The organism is Cereibacter johrii (genome assembly GCF_001720585.1).
In the GTDB taxonomy this organism is placed as follows: Bacteria; Pseudomonadota; Alphaproteobacteria; order Rhodobacterales; family Rhodobacteraceae; genus Cereibacter_A; species Cereibacter_A johrii.
Map to the genome: position 1 here is coordinate 72,062 of NZ_MABH01000248.1, position 16,305 is coordinate 88,366.

Below are 16,305 nucleotides of genomic sequence, written 5' to 3' on the forward strand. Positions count from 1 at the left end.
GGCCCGGTCGTCATGTTGCATTTGCGCGCGCCCGGTTGCATATACCGGGCCGGTCCGCACGGAGTGTCCGCGATGAACTATCTCGAATTCGAAAAGCCGCTGTCCGAGATCGAGGGCAAGGCCGAGGAGTTGCGCGCGCTCGCGCGGGGCAACAGGGAGATGGACGTCGAGAAGGAAGCGTCGGCGCTCGACAAGAAGGCCGAGACGCTGCTGAAGGATCTCTACAAGGACCTGACCCCCTGGCGGAAATGCCAGGTGGCGCGCCATCCAGACCGCCCGCACTGCAAGGACTATATCGAGGGCCTCTTCACCGAATATACGCCGCTCGCGGGCGACCGGAACTTCGCCGACGACCATGCGATCATGGGCGGGCTCGCGCGGTTCAACGACAATCCGGTGGTGGTGATCGGGCAGGAGAAGGGCCACGACACCAAGACCCGGATCGAGCGCAACTTCGGCATGGCCCGGCCCGAGGGCTATCGCAAGGCCATCCGGCTGATGGAGATGGCGCACCGCTTCCGCCTTCCGGTCATCACGCTCGTGGACACGCCCGGCGCCTATCCCGGCAAGGGTGCGGAAGAGCGCGGCCAGGCCGAGGCCATCGCGCGCGCCACGCAGAAATGTCTCGAGATCGGCGTGCCGCTGGTGGCGGTGGTGATCGGCGAGGGCGGCTCGGGCGGGGCGGTGGCGCTGGCCACGGCGAACCGGATCGCCATGCTCGAACATTCCGTCTATTCGGTGATCTCGCCCGAGGGCTGCGCCTCGATCCTGTGGAAGGATGCCGAGAAGATGCGCGAAGCCGCCGAGGCCCTGCGGCTGACGGCGCAGGATCTCCACAAGCTCGGCGTGATCGACCGGATCATCAAGGAGCCGCTCGGCGGGGCGCAGCGCGGACGCCGCGAGACGGTCGACGCCGTGGGCAAGGCCATCGAGATGATGCTGAAGGAGCTGGTGGGCCGCAAGCCCGAGTGGCTCGTGAAGGATCGGCGCAACAAGTTCCTCGACATGGGCTCGAAGGGTCTCGCGGCGTGACGCCCTGGCTCCTCGTGCTGGTGGCCGGTCTCATGGAGACCGGCTGGGCGCTGGGCCTGAAATATTCCGACGGATTCACCCGCCCGGTGCCGAGCGTTCTCACGCTCGTGGGCGCTGTGGCAAGTTTCTGGCTGCTGAGCCTCGCCATGAAGAGCCTGCCCGTCGGCACCGCCTATGCGGTGTGGGTGGGCATCGGCGCGGTGGGGACGGCGCTTCTCGCCATGGCGCTTTTCGGCGAGCCTGCCTCGCCCCTGCGGATCGCGGGCATCGGCCTGATCCTCGCGGGCATCATCGCGCTGAAGCTCGCCTGAGGTCCGCTGCCGGCCTCGACCATTCGAGGCAGTCGGTCGCGCGGCGGCAAGGTTCCCTCAATCTTCCCCTGCCAGCCTCCGCCCGAGCAGCGGAGGCCGGCATGTTCCTGAAGGCATGGCACGAGGGCAGGCTCACCGTTCGGTGGGTGCCGGAGGAGGAGCCCGCCACCGAGGGCCTCTTTCCCGATGAGGCCCGCATCCTGACCGCGGCAGGTCCCGCCCCCGTGGGCCGGATCGCGCCGGGCGACCGGATCTGGCGCCGTGAAGGCCGCCCGCTGCCGGTGCTGGGGATCGAGCGGCGGATGCTGCGGCCGGAACCTCTGGGCGATCCCCGCGGCTGGCCCGTGCGCCTTGCGCAGGAGGCGCTCGGCAGGGCCCTGCCTTTGCGGGCGCTTCTGCTTTCGCCGGGCCAGCGGGTCGCGCCGACAGGAGGGGCCTCGACCCCGGTCGCGGCGGTTGCGCTGGTGGACGGATGCCGCATTCTTCAGCGGCCCCCGGAGCGTGCTGTCCCGGTGACACGCCTCCTGCTGGCCGAAGCCGCGCTTGTGCAGGTGGAGAGCCTCCTTGTCATGGCGGCCCCGCGGCCCGCGCTTCTGGCCTCCGACCCGCTCTCCGAGGGGCGCCCGCGGGGCACGAGGCGCACCTCCGCCTCCGGCTGAGGGAGGATCGGCCGCTCACGCCACCGTCACGACCGGGTGAGGCCGAGGAACGGCTCCGCCCTCGTCCCGTTGGCGCGGCACAGTCAAGGGAGATACAGATGATCCGCCGCAGCCCGCTCGTCCTTCTGCTTCTGCCCGCCGGCGCCCTGGCCCAGCCGGTCGAGCAGGGGCCCGCCGCCACCGATTTCGAACCGGCCTTCGAGAACCAGACCCGTGCGCCGGCGCTGGAGGCAACCGGGGCCACGGTGGAGCCCTTCGTGGAGGGGCTCGAGCATCCCTGGGGCATCGCGGCCCTGCCGGACGGCGGCTGGCTCGTGACCGAGCGGCCCGGCCGGCTGCGGATGGTCTCGGAGGACGGAACGCTGTCCGATCCGATCGAGGGGCTGCCCGAGGTGGATGCCCGCAAGCAGGGCGGCCTTCTTGACGTGGCGGTGGGCCCCACCTTCGCCGAAGACCGGATGATCTACTGGACCTATGCCAAGGCGGTCGAGGGCGGCACCATCACCGCCGCGGCACGCGGCGTGCTGTCGGAGGACGGGGAGGAGGTGAGCGCGGTCCAGGACATCTTCCGGCAGGAGCCGCCCTCTCAGGCGCCGATGCACTACGGCTCGCGCATCCTGTTCGACGGCGAGGGCCATGCAATCATCACCACCGGGGAACATTCGATCGAGGCCGAACGCGAGCGGGCGCAGGATCTCGGCACCAGCTACGGCAAGGTGATCCGGGTGGCGCTGGACGGCGGGACGCCCGAGGACAATCCCTTCGCCGACGGCAAGGGCCTCGGCACCGTCTGGAGCTACGGCCACCGCAACATCCAGAGCGCGGCCTTCGACGCGGAGGGCCAGCTCTGGATCGTCGAGCACGGGCCCAAGGGCGGCGACGAGCTCAACCTGATCCAGCCGGGCGCGAACTACGGCTGGCCCGAGGTGAGCTACGGGGTGAATTACGACGGCTCGCCCGTGGGCACCGGAGAGCCCCGCGGCGAGGGCTTCACCGAGCCCACCTATTACTGGGATCCGGTCATCGCGCCGGGCGACATGACCTTTTACGAGGGCACGGCCTTCGAGGGCTGGCAGGGCGACCTGCTCGTGGGCTCGATGAAGCCCGGCGGTCTCGTCCGGCTGACGCTCGAGGAGGGCCGCGTGGCCGGAGAGGAGCGTCTGCTGGGCGACGTGGGCCGGGTCCGCGATGTCGAGGAGACCGCGGAGGGCCACCTTCTCCTGCTGATCGACGCGCCCGATGGCGGCATCCTGCGCGTCACGCCCGAGGCCGGCTGACAGCCCGGCCGGCAGCCTCGGGCCTCAGTCGAAGGTGCCCGAGGCGCGTCCGATCAGCATGAAGGCCCGCGCGGTGCGGGTCTCGGACATCTCGACGATCTCGGCATCGCTCGCCTGACCGGCGAAGTGCGAGACCGTCCGGTCGAAGGCCCGCAGGAAATGGTGCGAAGCATCGCGGAAGACCGCATCCTCGCGCATCTTGGCCGCGACCGAGGCGAGCGCCTCCTTGTCATGGATGCCGCCCAGATCCGAGATCGGCCGCCCGCGCTCGCCCTCGGCGAAGCGGCGCCAGATGTCGGGGCGCGCGCGATCCGGGGGAAGGTCCTCCATGAAGAGGCCGAGCTGGCTCAGGAGCGTCAGCACATCCTGCGCGGCGCGGATCAGCTTGGCCGAGGACGGATCCTCGAGCGCCCGGCGCAGGGCGCGAAAGCCCGCGCGATCCTCGGCGCTTTCGGGGAAGTTCATCGCCCTGACCAGATCGCCCACCGTCAGCGGCGCGCGCTGGCGCGGCCCGCCGAGCGCGAGCGCCGGCTGATCCTCGGGGGCGCGACCGGCAGGGGCGGGCTCGGCAGGCACCGCGAAGAGCTCGGCCAGCCGGGCCTCCGTCTGGTGCTGGGCCGCGGCCAGTTCCTCCACCCGCTTTTCCAGCGCCACGCGCGCGGCGCCGCCCTGCTGGCTCACGAGATGAGCCTTGCGCATCGCATCGACGGCCGAGGCCATGCGCTCGTTCTCGGCCTTCAGATGCCGGATGGTGCGCAGGAAAAGCACCATCGAGACCGTCAGCGTCAGCGGCAGCACCACGGCGAGGATCGCCATGACATGCGCGAAGATCCCGCCGTCGCCGCGGAAGATCAGATGGAGCGCGACCGACAGCGTCCAGAGCAGGCCGGCCCCGGCCACCCCGGCTTCGAGCGGCGACAGTGCGGCCAGACGCTCGCGGGCGTAGAACCCCAGATCGACGGACTTGTCCTGCGGCTCGGTCATGGCTTGCCCGTCAGACGAACCGGACCGAGACCACCTCGTATCCGCGCTCGCCGCCCGGCGTCTTGACCTCGATCGAGTCGCCTTCATCCTTGCCGATCAGCGCGCGCGCGAGCGGCGACTTGATGTTCAGAAGCCCCGCCTCGATGTCGGCCTCGGCTTCGCCCACGATCTGATAGGTGCGCTCCTCCTCGGTCTCCTCGTCGAGGATCGTGACCGTGGCGCCGAACTTGATCGAGCCCGAGAGCTTCGCCGGGTCGATCACCTCGGCCAGCGACAGGATCGCCTCGAGTTCCTTGATGCGGCCCTCGATGAAGCTCTGCTTCTCGCGCGCGGCATGATATTCGGCATTCTCCGACAGGTCGCCATGCTCGCGCGCCTCAGCGATGGAGCGGATGACGGCGGGACGCTCCACGGTCTTGAGCGTCTTGAGTTCGTCGTCGAGCGCGGTGAAGCCCGCGCGGGTCATCGGAATCTTGTCCATCTGCCTTCACCCAAAAAAACAGAAAGCCACGGCCCGGGCAGGGCCATGACCTTGAGCTTGTGTTCCCCTCACCTGATCCGATGGGACCGGCGAATGCAAGGGGGTCCGTGCCCTACGGCGGGGGGCCGCAAGGGCGCAGCATTTGTCGCGGCACGCGAGCGCGCGGAGCGCCGCGTCACGATTGACCTTGCGCCATGCATGTTGCAGGAACGACGGGATGTCTTAACAGCCCTTTCCAGCCGGGCCGACCAGGCCCGCCAGAGGACCGCCTGATGACCGAGCAGACTCCCCGCGAGCAGATGGAATATGATGTCGTCATCGTGGGGGCGGGGCCGTCGGGCCTGTCGGCGGCTATCCGGCTGAAACAGCTCGACCCGGATCTGTCGGTCGTGCTGCTCGAGAAGGGCTCCGAGGTGGGCGCGCATATCCTGTCGGGGGCGGTGCTCGATCCGGTGGGGCTGAACGCGCTGATCCCCGACTGGAAGGAGAAGGGCGCGCCGCTCAACACGCCGGTGACCGAGGATCACTTCTTCCTCCTCACGCCCGCCGGCCAGACCATGCTGCCCTCGTGGCCGGTGCCGAAGCTCATGGACAATCACGGCAACTATGTCGTGTCGATGGGCAATGTCTGCCGCTGGCTGGCCACGCAGGCCGAGGAGCTGGGCGTCGAGATCTTCCCGGGCATGGCCTGTTCCGAGCTCGTCTATGGCGAGAAGGGCGAGGTGCGCGGCGTGGTGGCGGGCGAGTTCGGCAAGAATGCCGACGGCACGCCGGGCCCGAACTACGAGCCGGGGATGGAGCTTCTGGGCAAGTATGTGCTGCTCGCCGAAGGCGTGCGCGGCTCGCTTTCCAAGCAGGTGATGGAGAAGTTCGACCTCCGCAAGGGCTACGGGCCGCAGAAATACGGCCTCGGCATGAAGGAGATCTGGGAGATCGACCCGGCCAAGCACAAGCCGGGCCGGATCTGGCACACAATGGGCTGGCCTCTGGGCAAGAATGCGGGCGGCGGATCGTTCATCTATCACGCCGAGAACAATCAGGTCTTCATCGGCCTCGTCGTCCACCTGAACTACGAGAACCCGCATCTCTATCCCTATCAGGAGTTCCAGCGCTTCAAGCATCACCCGATGGTGGCCGAGCTGCTGAAGGGCGGCAAGCGCGTGGCCTACGGTGCGCGGGCGATCTCGGAAGGGGGCTACCAGTCGCTGCCGAAGATGGTCTTCCCGGGCGGCGCCCTGCTCGGCTGCTCGGCGGGCATGGTCAACGTGCCGCGCATCAAGGGCAACCACAATGCCATGCTCTCGGGCAAGGCCGCGGCCGAGGCCGCCCATGCCGCGATCAAGGCCGGCCGGCAGTCGGACGAGCTGTCCGATTACGAGCAGTCGGTGCGCAAGGGGCCCATCGGGCAGGATCTCTGGAAGGTTCGCAACGTCAAGCCGATCTGGTCGCATCTCGGGCTCTATGCCTCGATGGCGCTGGGCGGGCTCGACATGTGGACGAACAGCCTGTTCAACTTCTCGTTCTTCGGCACGATGAAGCACCATCAGACCGATGCGGCCGACACCAAGCCCGCCCGGGACTTCGCGCCCATTGACTATCCCAAGCCCGATGGCGTCCTGTCCTTCGACCGGCTGACGAACGTGGCCTTCTCCTTCACGAACCACGAGGAGAGCCAGCCCGCGCATCTCAGGCTCAAGGATCCGACGATCCCGATCGCGGTCAACCTGCCTAAATATGCCGAGCCTGCGCAGCGCTACTGCCCGGCCGGGGTCTATGAGGTGGTGAGCGAGGCGGGACGCGATCCGCGCTTCGTCATCAACTTCCAGAACTGCGTCCACTGCAAGACCTGCGACATCAAGGATCCGAGCCAGAACATCGACTGGACCACGCCGCAGGGTGGGGACGGGCCGAACTATCCCAACATGTGAGCCTCTGACAATTGCGCGAGCGGCCCCCGGCCGTTCCCGCGTCCATTGCCTTGCCTTGCCGGCAAGTCTAGCGTGGCCGCAAAGCGGAGGCATATTTCCATGGCGAACATCCTGATGCGGCCGGTTCTGGCTCTGGCGCTCGCGGCGCTCCTGCCGGCGGCGGCCGGGGCGCAGCAGGAGGATGCGGGCGCCTATCTGGCCGCACGCGTGGCGGCGGCAGGCAGCGACTACCGCGCCGCGGCCGACTGGTTCGCCCGGGCTCTCGCCGCGGATCCCTCCAACACCAGCCTGATCGAGGGCGCGCTGATCTCGGACTTCTCGCTGGGCGAGATCGAGAAGGCGGTGCCGCTCGCCACGCGCCTCGCCGAGAGCGGCAACGGCGCGCAGGCCGCGGCGCTCGTCCTGCTCGCCGACCGGGCCAAGCGCGAGGAGTATCGGGCCATCCTGACGGCCGAGCCCACGGGCCTCGGCCCGCTGGTCGACCGGCTGTCCTTCGCCTGGGCGGCCTTCGGCGCGGGCCGGATGTCCGAGGCGCTCGAAGCCTTCGATCAGCTTGCCACCACGCAGGGGCTCGAGCCCTTTGGTCTCTATCACAAGGCGCTGGCGCTGGCCGCCGCGGGCGATTTCGAGGGTGCGGACGAGATCCTGTCGGGGCGAGACGGCAATGCGCTGCGCGTCATGCGCCGCGGCTCGATCGCGCACGCCCAGATCCTGAGCCAGCTCGACCGGAACGCAGATGCGGTGGCGATGCTGGAGGAGAGCTTCGGCACCGATGCCGATGCGGGGATCGACGCGCTGAAGGAACGGCTCGCGGCGGGCGAAACGCTGCCCTATGACGTGGCGCGCAACGCGACCGACGGGATGGCCGAGATCTTCTTCACGCTCGCGGGCGCGCTGAGCGGCGAGGTCGACGACGGCTCGACCCTGCTCTATGCCCGCACGGCCACCCACCTTCGCCCCGATCATACCGAGGCTCTGCTGCTCTCGGCGCAGATCCTCGACAATCAGGGCCAGCATCAGCTCGCCTCCGAGACCTATGCCCGCATCCCGCCCGCGGACCCGATGTTCTTCGTGGCCGAGATCGGCCGCGCCGACGCCCTGCGGGCCGACGACAGGATCGAGGCCTCGCTCGAGGTGCTGCAGGGGCTCGCGCGTTCGAAGCCCGAGCTGATGCAGGTGCATCTGGCGCTGGGCGACGCGCTGCGGCGCGAGGAACGCTATGCGGATGCGGTCACCGCCTATGACGCGGCGATTGCGCGCGTGCCCGCGCCCGAGCGCCAGCACTGGCCCTTGTTCTACAGCCGCGGCATCTGCCACGAGCGGCTCTCGCACTGGGAGGAGGCCGAGGCCGATTTCCGCCGCGCGCTCGAACTCAACCCCGACGAGCCGCAGGTGCTGAACTACCTCGGCTATTCCTTCGTGGACCGCGGCCAGAATCTCGAGGAGGCGCTCTCGATGATCGAGCGCGCCGTCGCCGCGCGGCCCGAGAGCGGCTACATCATCGACAGCCTCGCCTGGGCCTATTTCCGGCTCGGCCGCTATCAGGATGCGGTGGAACCGATGGAAAAGGCCTCGCTCCTCGAGCCGGTCGATCCGATCGTCACCGACCATCTGGGCGATGTCTATTGGGCCGTGGGCCGCAAGCTCGAAGCCCGTTTCCAGTGGCACCGCGCCCTGTCCTTCGATCCCGAGGAGAAGGAGGCGCAGCGTATCCGCCGCAAGCTCGAGGTCGGCCTCGATGCGCTGCTGGCGGAGGAAGGTGCGAAACCCCTGTCGGTAGCCGTAAGAGCGAATGACTGAAGCCTTTGCCCGCGCGAAGATCAACCTGACCCTGCATGTCACCGGCCAGCGGCCCGACGGCTATCACCTCCTCGACTCGCTCGTGGTCTTCGCCGATGTGGGCGACCGGGTGCGGGCCGAACCGGCCGAGGCGCTGAGCCTTGCCATCACCGGGCCGCAGGCCGCGAACCTGCCGGTGGCGGACGACAATCTGGTGCTGCGCGCCGCCCGGACGCTGGGCGGGCAGGGGGCGCGGCTCACGCTCGAGAAGCACCTGCCCGTGGCATCGGGCATCGGCGGCGGCTCCGCCGATGCGGCGGCGGCCCTCGTGGTGCTGGCCCGGCTCTGGCAGGTGCCGTTGCCCGATCCCGCCGCTGTCCTGAAGCTCGGGGCCGACGTGCCGGTCTGCCTCGAGGGCCGCGCGGTGCGGATGGCCGGCGTGGGCGAGATCCTGACGCCGCTCGCCGCGCCCCTGCCCGACGGCTGGCTGGTGCTGGCGAACCCCGGCGTGTCGGTGCCGACGCCCCCGGTCTTCAAGGCGCTCGCCCGGAGGGACAATCCCCCGATGCCCGACGATCTGCCCGGCTGGCCCAGCGTCGAGGCAATGGCCGCGTTCCTTGCCGCACAGCGCAACGATCTGGAGCCGCCGGCCATCGCGCTCGCGCCCGAGATCGCCCGGACCCGCGCCGCCCTTGCCGCGCAACCGGGCTGCCTGCTGGCCCGCATGTCGGGATCGGGCGCCACCTGCTTCGGCCTCTTTGCCGCCGAAGAGGCCGCGCGGGCTGCGGCTGGGGCCATCGGGGCCGAGCAACCCGGCTGGTGGGTGGCGCCTGCCCGTATGGTGGGCTGATCCGGGGGCGGACGGCCTCTGCGGGAAGGGTGGCCCTTGTCCGACGGTGCGGACAAGGGAACCGAACAGGCAGCGGGAGCTTGGCGCGCGCCCGATTCTGCCTCAGGCTGGTGTGCCGCCGCCGGGAGATGTTCGTGATCCGGATCCGCCTGCTTCTCTTGCCGCTCTTCCTCTCCCCGGCGCTGGTGCTGGCGCAGGTCGATGCGACCCCCGCCACCGATCCCGCCCGCTTCATCGCGCTGGACAGCGTCGCGCGCACCGATGCCGCCGCCGAAGACCTCGCCCGCCGGATCGAGGCCCGGGCCATCGCCGAGGCCGAGGCGGGCTCGGGCCAGCCCGTCGCGGTCGAGGGGATGCTCGTGGACTTCGCCGACGGTCGGCGCCTGCTGCATGTCGCTCTCTGCGGCGGCGCCTGGTTCGGCAACCTCGGCTGCCATTCCAGCCTCTTCACGATGCCGGCGGGCGGCGCGGCCTTCGTCCGCGTGCTCGACCTGATCGGCAGCGGGCCGATCTGGTTCGACAGCCGCGAAGGCGTGGGCGGCTGGCCGGACCTGATCCTCGGCGGGACGCGGCCGAGCCACCCGCCCTACATCCGCTGGCGCTGGACGGGCCAGACCTTCGACAAGGTCTGGCCTCCCGGCTGATCGCGCCTCAGGGGCGTGCAGGCTCCGTCGCGGGCGCGATCTGGGTCTGGGCAGGGGTGCCCGTGGGCCGCGGAGCCTCTTCCTGCGGAGCGGCGGCCGCCCCAGACCGCTCCGGCTCGACCTGATCGGTTCCGACGGGCGCGTCGCTGATCGTGCCGTCGGCCGCCGCCACCCGCCAGACCGTGTTGCCCGCATCATCGGCCACGAGGAGCGCCCCCGTCCCGTCGATCCCCACGCCCACCGGCCGCCCATGGGCCCGGTCGCCGTCGAGGAAACCCGTCACCACGTCCTGCGCCGTTTCGGCGGGCCGGCCGTCGACGAAGGGCACATAGACCACCTTGTAGCCGTTGAAGGCGTCGCGGTTCCAGCTGCCGTGCTCGCCCACGAAGGCGCCGCTCCGCCAGGCCTCGGGCAGCGCCGAGCCGTAGGAGAAGGCCAGTCCCAGCGCCGCCACATGGCTCGACAGCGCATAGTCGGGCGGAATGGCCGCCTGAACCATGTCCGGCCGCTCGGGGTAGACGCGCGGATCGACATGCTGGCCGTAGTAGCTCCAGGGCCAGCCGTAGAAGGCGCCGTCCTGCACCGAGGTCATGTAGTCGGGCACGAGGTTCGGCCCGAGCTCGTCGCGTTCGTTGACCACGGTCCACAGCGTCCCCGTCTCGGGGTGGAAGGTGAGCCCGTTGGGATTGCGCAGGCCCGAGGCATAGACACGGGCCGCGCCGGTCGCGCGATCCACCTGCCAGATCGCCGCGCGGCCCTTCTCGGCCTCGATCCCGTTCTCGACGATGTTCGAGTTCGAGCCGACCGAGACGAAGAGGCTCGCTCCGTCCGGGCTGAGGGCCAGATCCTTGGTCCAGTGGTGGTTGATCGGACCGCCCGGCAGCGGCGTCAGCACCTCGGGCTCGGCCACGATCTCGGTCTGTCCGAGCGAGTAGGGATAGACGAGGATCGCATCGGTCGCCGCCACATAGAGCCGGTCGTCGATCCAGGCCACGCCGAAGGGCGAGTTCAGGTCGGTGAGCAGGTCGAGGCGCTCGTCGACCGTGCCGTCGCGGTCGGCGTCGCGCAGGAGCGTGATGCGGTTGCTCGGAGCCTGTTCGCCGCCGCCGCCGTGCGCCATCGCCATGATCCAGCCGCGGATGAGATCCTTCGGCCGCGACACGGACTCTCCCGCGGGGCCGCGCGATTGCACCACCAGCACGTCGCCGTTGGGCAGGGTGTGGACGGTGCGGGGATTGGCGAGGCCTGTCGCATAGGCGGTGATGCTCAGGCCCTCGGGCACGGTCGGCGCCTCGCCCTCCTGCCAGCCCACGACCTCGGCCACCGTCAGGTCGGGCAACAACGACATCTCGGGCTCGGGCAGAACCGGATCCGGCCCGATCTGGGTGCTGACGTCGAACCCGTCGGCCGCGAAGGCGGGAGCAGCCACAAGGAGCGCGAGCGGGAGGAGACGGATCCTAGCCATGACGCGCAACCCCCGCACCGTGGCGGAAGACCATCGAGAGGCCGAGCCAGAAGGTCACCGCCATGACGGCCACCGTCAGCGCCGAAAGCACGATCCCCCAGGGCACGACGCCGGTCCAGCCGTCGCGCGCGTGAACGAAGCTGTTCACCACGGCGAGCCCCAGCGCCACGAGGTTGCCGATCCCGTGGATCCAGCCGATGCGCAGCCGCCGCAGCGGGCGGCGCACCAGCAGATCGATCGCTCCGACCAGCGCCGCGAAGGCGCCGGTGACCAGCGCGATCAGGAGGAGCCATTCCGCGAAATGCTGCCACATCAGGTTTCCCGTGGCCCAGTAGGCAATGTCGGCGCCCAGCGTGAGCGTCAGGCAGGCAATGGGGAAGGGCACGAGCATCGCATGGAGGGGCCGCCCGCCGATGGCAGCGACCGAAGGGGCAGGGGCGTGCGGCATCTCACTCTCCTCTGGTTGAGCCGAAGCAGATACTGCCCAGCAGGCCGAGGGTTCCCGGCGGCATGGCGGCCCGTGGCCCGCGGGCCGCGCTCGTCGCGCGATTGTGCGCGAACCCGGGGCGCTCATCCGGGTTACCGCCGCCGGTCGTGCCGAAGGAGAGGATCTTGTACCAGCTTGCCGCCTACCGGATCCGGTCCAGCCGTCGTCATGCGCTGCGCGTGGCGCTGCAGACGGCGGTGGCGACGCTCGCCGTGCACCTCCTGATGCGTCCTTTCGCGCCGGATCTCGAATCCTGGGCGGTGATCGCGGCGCTCTTCACCATCGGGACCAGCGTCGATGCCACGCTCGGAGCCGGGATCTCCCGCATCGCGGGCACCGTGCTCGGGGCGGGGCTCGGGCTTGCGGTGACGGGCCTGCTCGGCGGCTCCAGCCTCGCGGCCCTGCTGCTGGCGGCGGTCCTGTCGAACAGCCTCGCCGCCATCTGGCCGGGGCTGACCTATGCCGCGGTGCTGGCCGCCATCGTGGCGCTCGATCCGAGCCCCGACGGCCGCAGCGCGCTCGCCTTGTCCGGGGCGGTCGTGCTCGGCACGATCGTCGGCACCGCGGCGAGCTTCCTCGTCTGGCCCGAGTTCGGGCGCAACCGCGCCGTCCTGTCGCTGCGCGAGGCCATCGACGACTGCCGGGACTTTCTCGGGTTGATCCAGAAGGGTGTCACGACCGATGACAGGCGCAACCGCTATTTCCTCCACCAGAGGTTCCGGGGCCATCTGTTCGCGCTCTACGACCGGATCGCGGAGACGCATTTCACGCCGCAGGTGCGCAGCGGCGCGGGGTTGCGGGAAGCGGCGGATGCGGTGGAAGCCCTTTGGTATGCGCTGGTGATCCTCGACCGCGGCGTGATCTCGGGCCGTGCGCGGTTGCCCGACAGCACGGTCGAGCGGGTGCGGCCGGTGCTGGCCGCCGTCCAGGCGGAAGCGTGCCGGGTGCTCGAGAGCGCCTCGGTCGCCGCGGGACCCGGCCGCGCAACGCCGACCGACCCCACGGAGTTGAAGCGCGTGCTGGTCGAGGCGCGCGATCTGACCCTCGCCGCCGCAGCCGAGGGGCGCGACATCGCGCCCTCGCAGGAGCAGGCGCTGCAGGCCCTGAGCTTCGCCCTCGACGAGATGGAGCGGTCCTTGATGGCCCTCATGCGGGTGATCGAGCCGGAGTGCGAGGCACCCGACAAGCTGCGCACGGCCTGAAGGAGGGCGCGGCCCGGGGGGCTGCGCCGATGCCGGCCCGCTCAGCCGCAGGCGGCCAGATGGGCCACCAGATCCGCCGCCTCCACCGGTTTCATCATCAGCGGGAGCCCGCGCATGTCGGGCGGCAGCGTCTCGGGGCTCGCGCCGGTCAGAAGCACGAGCGGCACGCCCCGCCGCTCCAGCACCTCGATCACCGGCTGCACGGTCAGGTGGCGGAGGTTCACGTCCAGAACGGCCGCATCGCAGGCGCTGCGGCTGGCGAGATCCAGCGCCTCGGTCATGGTTCCGGCCGGACCCAGCACCTGAGCACCCTCCGCCTCCAGAATGGCCGCAAGCTCATGGGCCAGAAAGAAGTCGTCCTCCACGACCAGCACCGAGCGGCCAGAGAGGGCTCTGCCATTCATGCCGATAGTCATTCCTGCCTCCCTTTTCAGGGAGAACCCGGCACCGCGCGCGCTGTTCCAGCGCAAGACCGTGACCGTCTGTCTCAGCGGGCCCCCACGCTTCACAGGGGCGGAAGGATTTTCCGCAAGCGACGATGGCGGTGTGCGCAAGGCGCCACGCGCGCCGGCAGCGGAGGCGCTTCCCCATGAGGACGTTGCCTATCCAAGGCGCCACGCGCGCGGGCAGCGGATGCGTTTCCGCATGAGGACGTTGCTGCTTGTCGAAAGGCGCCACGCCCCGCAGAGGTGGAAGGGTCGTCTGGGCGAGACGGTGGTGGTCTGTCACAAGGCGTCACGATCCCGAGAAGCGGAAGTGCTTCCCGAACTGGGTGCGTGTGAGGCAACGACACTTCCGTGAAAACGATTTTCAGGAAGGAGGGCTGGCGGGTGAAATCCGATGGCACGCGTCGGGTGTCCCGGGGTCTGTCCGACGTCCGGGCGCTTGTCGGATGGAGGGCCAGGCGCGGCCGCCAGCGCGGTCCTGACCTCTCCGCTCGGGGTGCGGGGGCGGGTCAGTAGGGCCAGACGTTGACGATGATGCCGGCCGAGGTCGCGCTCAGCGCGACGAGCAGGAGCACGAAGAGGCGGGCGTCCTTGGGTTCCATGGCGGCCTCCGGGCGGTGGCGGTCGCTCTCGAAACATCGGCCCCGAACTCCTGTTCCGCCCTGCCGTGGCGGAAGGGGTCGATCTTCCGCGCGCCCTGCGGGGGCCGGCCGGAGGAAGCGGCGCAGGTGCCATGCCATAGGCGGGAGAGGCGAGGCGGCCGGTCCGGCTCAGGCGGCCGGTTCGCCGCGTGAGAGGAGCCGCGGAGCCGTCGAATCGCGCGGGACGAGCTCGCTCTCGAGCACCACCTTGCGCCGCGGCCTGTCCGGCATCTCGAGCCGCGCAAGGAGCAGCGTCAGCGCCTCGCGGCCCATGGTCTCGGCGGGCTGGCGCAGCACCGTCAGCCCCGGATTGACGATGCCGGTCCAGGGATCATCGTCGACCCCGGCCACCGCCAGATCGCGCGGGATGACGAGGCCGCGGTCATGACAGAAGCGCACGGCCGCCTCGAGGAAGAGCCCGTTGCTGACGATCAGCGCCTCGGGCCGGTCGGCTTCGAGCCAATCGGCCAGCGCCGCATAGCCCGCCACCGCATTGGGCGGGGCGCGATGGACGAGGGCAGGCAGCCCGTGCCGCGCCAGAGCCGCCACGAAGCCCCGCGCCCGCGCCTCACCCGTGAAGGAATTCGCCCCGAAGAGGCCCGCGATCCGCTGCCGCCCGCTCGCCACCACATGATCGACGAGCGTGCGCATCGCGCCCTCGTTGTCGAGCGTGACCGCATCGCAGCCCGCCCCCTCGGGGTCGCGGTCGACCAGCACCACGGGCATCCGCAGCCTGCGCAGCGTTTCGGGCCGAAGCTCGCGCGTGGGGGCGAGGATCAGCCCGCTGACCCGCTCGCCGGCCATCATCTCCAGATGCATCGCCTCGCGGGCGGGATCCTCGTCCGTGTTGCACAGGAACACCCGCAGCCCCGCCCGGTAGGCCGCATCCTCGACGCCGAAGCTCAGGCGCGTGAAGAAGGGATTGCGGATGTCGGCCAGCACCAGACCCACGGTGGCCGGCACCTGCGAGCGCAGCCTGCGCGCCGAGAGATTGGGCTGGTAGCCGGTGGCGCGCACCGCCGCCTCGACCTGCGCGCGGACCTCGGCGCTGACGGGGCCCTTGCCCAGAGCCCGCGAGACCGTGGAGGGCGCGACACCCGCCGCCCGGGCCACATCCTTGATGCTGACGGTCATCCGCAATCGTTTCCACTGCCAATCCCGCTCGACAATGCGCCGGATCGACCCATTTGACAAGGCTTCAGCCCTGTGCAGCCCCTAGGGAGTTGCGGGAGCGAGAAAATCGTGGTGGAAACGTTTCCACAATCCGTTATGATGAACGGATAGGCGATCTGGGGAGGAGTCGGTGACGTCATTGACCAGGCAGGGAGACATCCCGCGCGAACTGATCCAACTGGACGCGCGCGCGTCGTCCAAGGAAGAGGCCATCGCTCAGGCGGCGGCCGCGCTCGTCGCGGCGGGCTGCGTGCGGCCCGGGTTCGAGGCCAGCATGCTGCGGCGCGAGGCGGTGTCGAACACCTATCTCGGCAAGGGGATCGCGATCCCGCACGGCACGGTCGAGGACCGCGATCTGATCCAGAAGGATGCCATCGCGGTGCTTCAGGTGCGCGACGGCGTGGAATGGAACGCGGGCGAGCGGGCGCGGCTCGTGGTGGCCATCGCCGCCCGGTCGGACGGCCATATCGAGATCCTCCGCCGGCTGACCCGGCTTCTGCAGGACGAGGACCGGCTGGCGACCCTCGCCGCGACGGACGACCGGCAGGCGCTGTCCGATGCGCTGAACGGAGTGGCCGCGGGCGACGCGGTCGCCGCCGAGCCCGCAGGCGATTTCGCGCAGTCCTTCGACTGGGTGCTGGATTACCCGACCGGGCTCCATGCCCGGCCCGCCACCGAATGGGCCGAGGCGGCGCGCCGCTTCCCCTGCCGCATCCGCATCCGGCACGGCGCCGAGGCGGCGGATGCGCGCAACATGATCTCGCTTCTGGGCCTCGGGCTGAAGTCGGGCGATGCGATCACCGTCTCGGCCGAAGGGCAGGGGGCGGCCGAGGCCCTTGCCGCGCTGAAGGTCACGATGACCGGGCTCAGCGCGCGCGAGAAGGCCGATGCGGCCCGCGCCGAGGAGAAGCGCCGCGCGACCGCCGCGGCCGGCGGCTGGGTGCCG

Annotated in this window: 16 protein-coding genes; 10 read left to right on the forward strand and 6 right to left on the reverse strand. The window is 70.2% G+C overall.

Annotated features, from left to right (window positions below):
• Positions 1–72 precede the first annotated feature (72 nt).
• The 4 genes from A9O63_RS21095 to A9O63_RS21110 all read left to right on the forward strand — a co-directional run bounded on the left by A9O63_RS21095 (position 73) and on the right by A9O63_RS21110 (position 3,279).
• On the forward strand, positions 73–1,032 hold the full coding sequence (locus A9O63_RS21095; RefSeq protein ID WP_002722606.1) for an acetyl-CoA carboxylase carboxyltransferase subunit alpha: 960 nt from the start codon (positions 73–75) through the stop codon (positions 1,030–1,032).
• Positions 1,029–1,343, forward strand: coding sequence for a quaternary ammonium compound efflux SMR transporter SugE (gene sugE, locus A9O63_RS21100; protein ID WP_002722607.1), 315 nt, complete (start codon positions 1,029–1,031; stop codon positions 1,341–1,343). Before A9O63_RS21095 ends, sugE begins: the two co-directional genes overlap by 4 nt.
• A 101-nt stretch (positions 1,344–1,444) precedes the next feature.
• Positions 1,445–2,002 carry a Hint domain-containing protein gene (locus A9O63_RS21105; protein WP_069333623.1) on the forward strand — a complete coding sequence of 186 codons (558 nt, stop codon included), beginning with the start codon at positions 1,445–1,447 and terminating at the stop codon, positions 2,000–2,002.
• 98 nt (positions 2,003–2,100) lie between these two features.
• Positions 2,101–3,279 carry a PQQ-dependent sugar dehydrogenase gene (locus tag A9O63_RS21110; RefSeq protein WP_069333624.1) on the forward strand — a complete coding sequence of 393 codons (1,179 nt, stop codon included), beginning with the start codon at positions 2,101–2,103 and terminating at the stop codon, positions 3,277–3,279.
• Between the two features lie 24 nt (positions 3,280–3,303).
• Here the strand turns inward: A9O63_RS21110 and A9O63_RS21115 are convergent, their stop codons facing one another.
• Together A9O63_RS21115 and greA are read right to left on the reverse strand one after the other, a co-directional pair.
• Entirely contained in the window at positions 3,304–4,263 is a 960-nt protein-coding gene (locus A9O63_RS21115; protein ID WP_069333625.1) for a hypothetical protein, read from the reverse strand.
• A gap of 10 nt (positions 4,264–4,273) precedes the next feature.
• Complete coding sequence (greA, locus tag A9O63_RS21120) at positions 4,274–4,744, reverse strand: transcription elongation factor GreA (protein ID WP_002722610.1); 471 nt, start codon at positions 4,742–4,744, stop codon at positions 4,274–4,276.
• 272 nt (positions 4,745–5,016) lie between these two features.
• On the opposite strand from greA, the gene A9O63_RS21125 reads away from it, so the two are divergent.
• From A9O63_RS21125 to A9O63_RS21140, 4 genes are all read left to right on the forward strand, one after another.
• Positions 5,017–6,672 carry an electron transfer flavoprotein-ubiquinone oxidoreductase gene (locus A9O63_RS21125; protein WP_069333626.1) on the forward strand — a complete coding sequence of 552 codons (1,656 nt, stop codon included), beginning with the start codon at positions 5,017–5,019 and terminating at the stop codon, positions 6,670–6,672.
• A gap of 99 nt (positions 6,673–6,771) precedes the next feature.
• Positions 6,772–8,472, forward strand: coding sequence for a tetratricopeptide repeat protein (locus A9O63_RS21130; RefSeq protein WP_069333627.1), 1,701 nt, complete (start codon positions 6,772–6,774; stop codon positions 8,470–8,472).
• Positions 8,465–9,301 (forward strand): 4-(cytidine 5'-diphospho)-2-C-methyl-D-erythritol kinase, encoded by an 837-nt coding sequence (locus A9O63_RS21135; RefSeq protein ID WP_069333628.1) that lies wholly within the window; start codon positions 8,465–8,467, stop codon positions 9,299–9,301. Before A9O63_RS21130 ends, A9O63_RS21135 begins: the two co-directional genes overlap by 8 nt.
• Before the next feature lie 128 nt (positions 9,302–9,429).
• Positions 9,430–9,945: a hypothetical protein gene (locus tag A9O63_RS21140; protein ID WP_235837016.1), complete on the forward strand. Its 516-nt coding sequence runs from the start codon at positions 9,430–9,432 to the stop codon at positions 9,943–9,945.
• Between the two features lie 7 nt (positions 9,946–9,952).
• On the opposite strand, the gene A9O63_RS21145 is transcribed toward A9O63_RS21140, so the two are convergent.
• Positions 9,953–11,410 carry a PQQ-dependent sugar dehydrogenase gene (locus A9O63_RS21145; RefSeq protein WP_069333629.1) on the reverse strand — a complete coding sequence of 486 codons (1,458 nt, stop codon included), beginning with the start codon at positions 11,408–11,410 and terminating at the stop codon, positions 9,953–9,955.
• Entirely contained in the window at positions 11,403–11,858 is a 456-nt protein-coding gene (locus A9O63_RS21150) for a DUF2231 domain-containing protein (RefSeq protein ID WP_069333630.1), read from the reverse strand. Before A9O63_RS21150 ends, A9O63_RS21145 begins: the two co-directional genes overlap by 8 nt.
• A gap of 146 nt (positions 11,859–12,004) precedes the next feature.
• Between A9O63_RS21150 and A9O63_RS21155 the strand changes: the two genes are divergently transcribed.
• Positions 12,005–13,099 carry an FUSC family protein gene (locus A9O63_RS21155; protein ID WP_069333631.1) on the forward strand — a complete coding sequence of 365 codons (1,095 nt, stop codon included), beginning with the start codon at positions 12,005–12,007 and terminating at the stop codon, positions 13,097–13,099.
• 41 nt (positions 13,100–13,140) lie between these two features.
• On the opposite strand, the gene A9O63_RS21160 is transcribed toward A9O63_RS21155, so the two are convergent.
• Both A9O63_RS21160 and A9O63_RS21165 read right to left on the reverse strand, forming a co-directional pair.
• Positions 13,141–13,515, reverse strand: coding sequence for a response regulator (locus A9O63_RS21160; protein ID WP_069333632.1), 375 nt, complete (start codon positions 13,513–13,515; stop codon positions 13,141–13,143).
• An 800-nt stretch (positions 13,516–14,315) separates the two neighbouring features.
• On the reverse strand, positions 14,316–15,320 hold the full coding sequence (locus A9O63_RS21165) for a LacI family DNA-binding transcriptional regulator (RefSeq protein ID WP_069333633.1): 1,005 nt from the start codon (positions 15,318–15,320) through the stop codon (positions 14,316–14,318).
• 169 nt (positions 15,321–15,489) lie between these two features.
• Here A9O63_RS21165 and A9O63_RS21170 point away from each other — a divergent pair.
• Positions 15,490–16,305, forward strand: an 816-nt coding sequence (locus A9O63_RS21170; RefSeq protein ID WP_141703132.1) for an HPr family phosphocarrier protein, incomplete at its 3' end; no start/stop codon positions are given.

Coding starts and splice junctions, on each gene's coding strand:
- A9O63_RS21095 (WP_002722606.1), top strand. CDS start 73: ATGAACTATCTCGAATTCGAAAAGCCGCTGTCCGAGATCGAGGGCAAG.
- A9O63_RS21105 (WP_069333623.1), top strand. CDS start 1,445: ATGTTCCTGAAGGCATGGCACGAGGGCAGGCTCACCGTTCGGTGGGTG.
- A9O63_RS21110 (WP_069333624.1), top strand. CDS start 2,101: ATGATCCGCCGCAGCCCGCTCGTCCTTCTGCTTCTGCCCGCCGGCGCC.
- A9O63_RS21115 (WP_069333625.1), bottom strand. CDS start 4,263: ATGACCGAGCCGCAGGACAAGTCCGTCGATCTGGGGTTCTACGCCCGC.
- greA (WP_002722610.1), bottom strand. CDS start 4,744: ATGGACAAGATTCCGATGACCCGCGCGGGCTTCACCGCGCTCGACGAC.
- A9O63_RS21125 (WP_069333626.1), top strand. CDS start 5,017: ATGACCGAGCAGACTCCCCGCGAGCAGATGGAATATGATGTCGTCATC.
- A9O63_RS21130 (WP_069333627.1), top strand. CDS start 6,772: ATGGCGAACATCCTGATGCGGCCGGTTCTGGCTCTGGCGCTCGCGGCG.
- A9O63_RS21135 (WP_069333628.1), top strand. CDS start 8,465: ATGACTGAAGCCTTTGCCCGCGCGAAGATCAACCTGACCCTGCATGTC.
- A9O63_RS21140 (WP_235837016.1), top strand. CDS start 9,430: ATGTTCGTGATCCGGATCCGCCTGCTTCTCTTGCCGCTCTTCCTCTCC.
- A9O63_RS21145 (WP_069333629.1), bottom strand. CDS start 11,410: ATGGCTAGGATCCGTCTCCTCCCGCTCGCGCTCCTTGTGGCTGCTCCC.
- A9O63_RS21150 (WP_069333630.1), bottom strand. CDS start 11,858: ATGCCGCACGCCCCTGCCCCTTCGGTCGCTGCCATCGGCGGGCGGCCC.
- A9O63_RS21160 (WP_069333632.1), bottom strand. CDS start 13,515: ATGACTATCGGCATGAATGGCAGAGCCCTCTCTGGCCGCTCGGTGCTG.
- A9O63_RS21165 (WP_069333633.1), bottom strand. CDS start 15,320: ATGACCGTCAGCATCAAGGATGTGGCCCGGGCGGCGGGTGTCGCGCCC.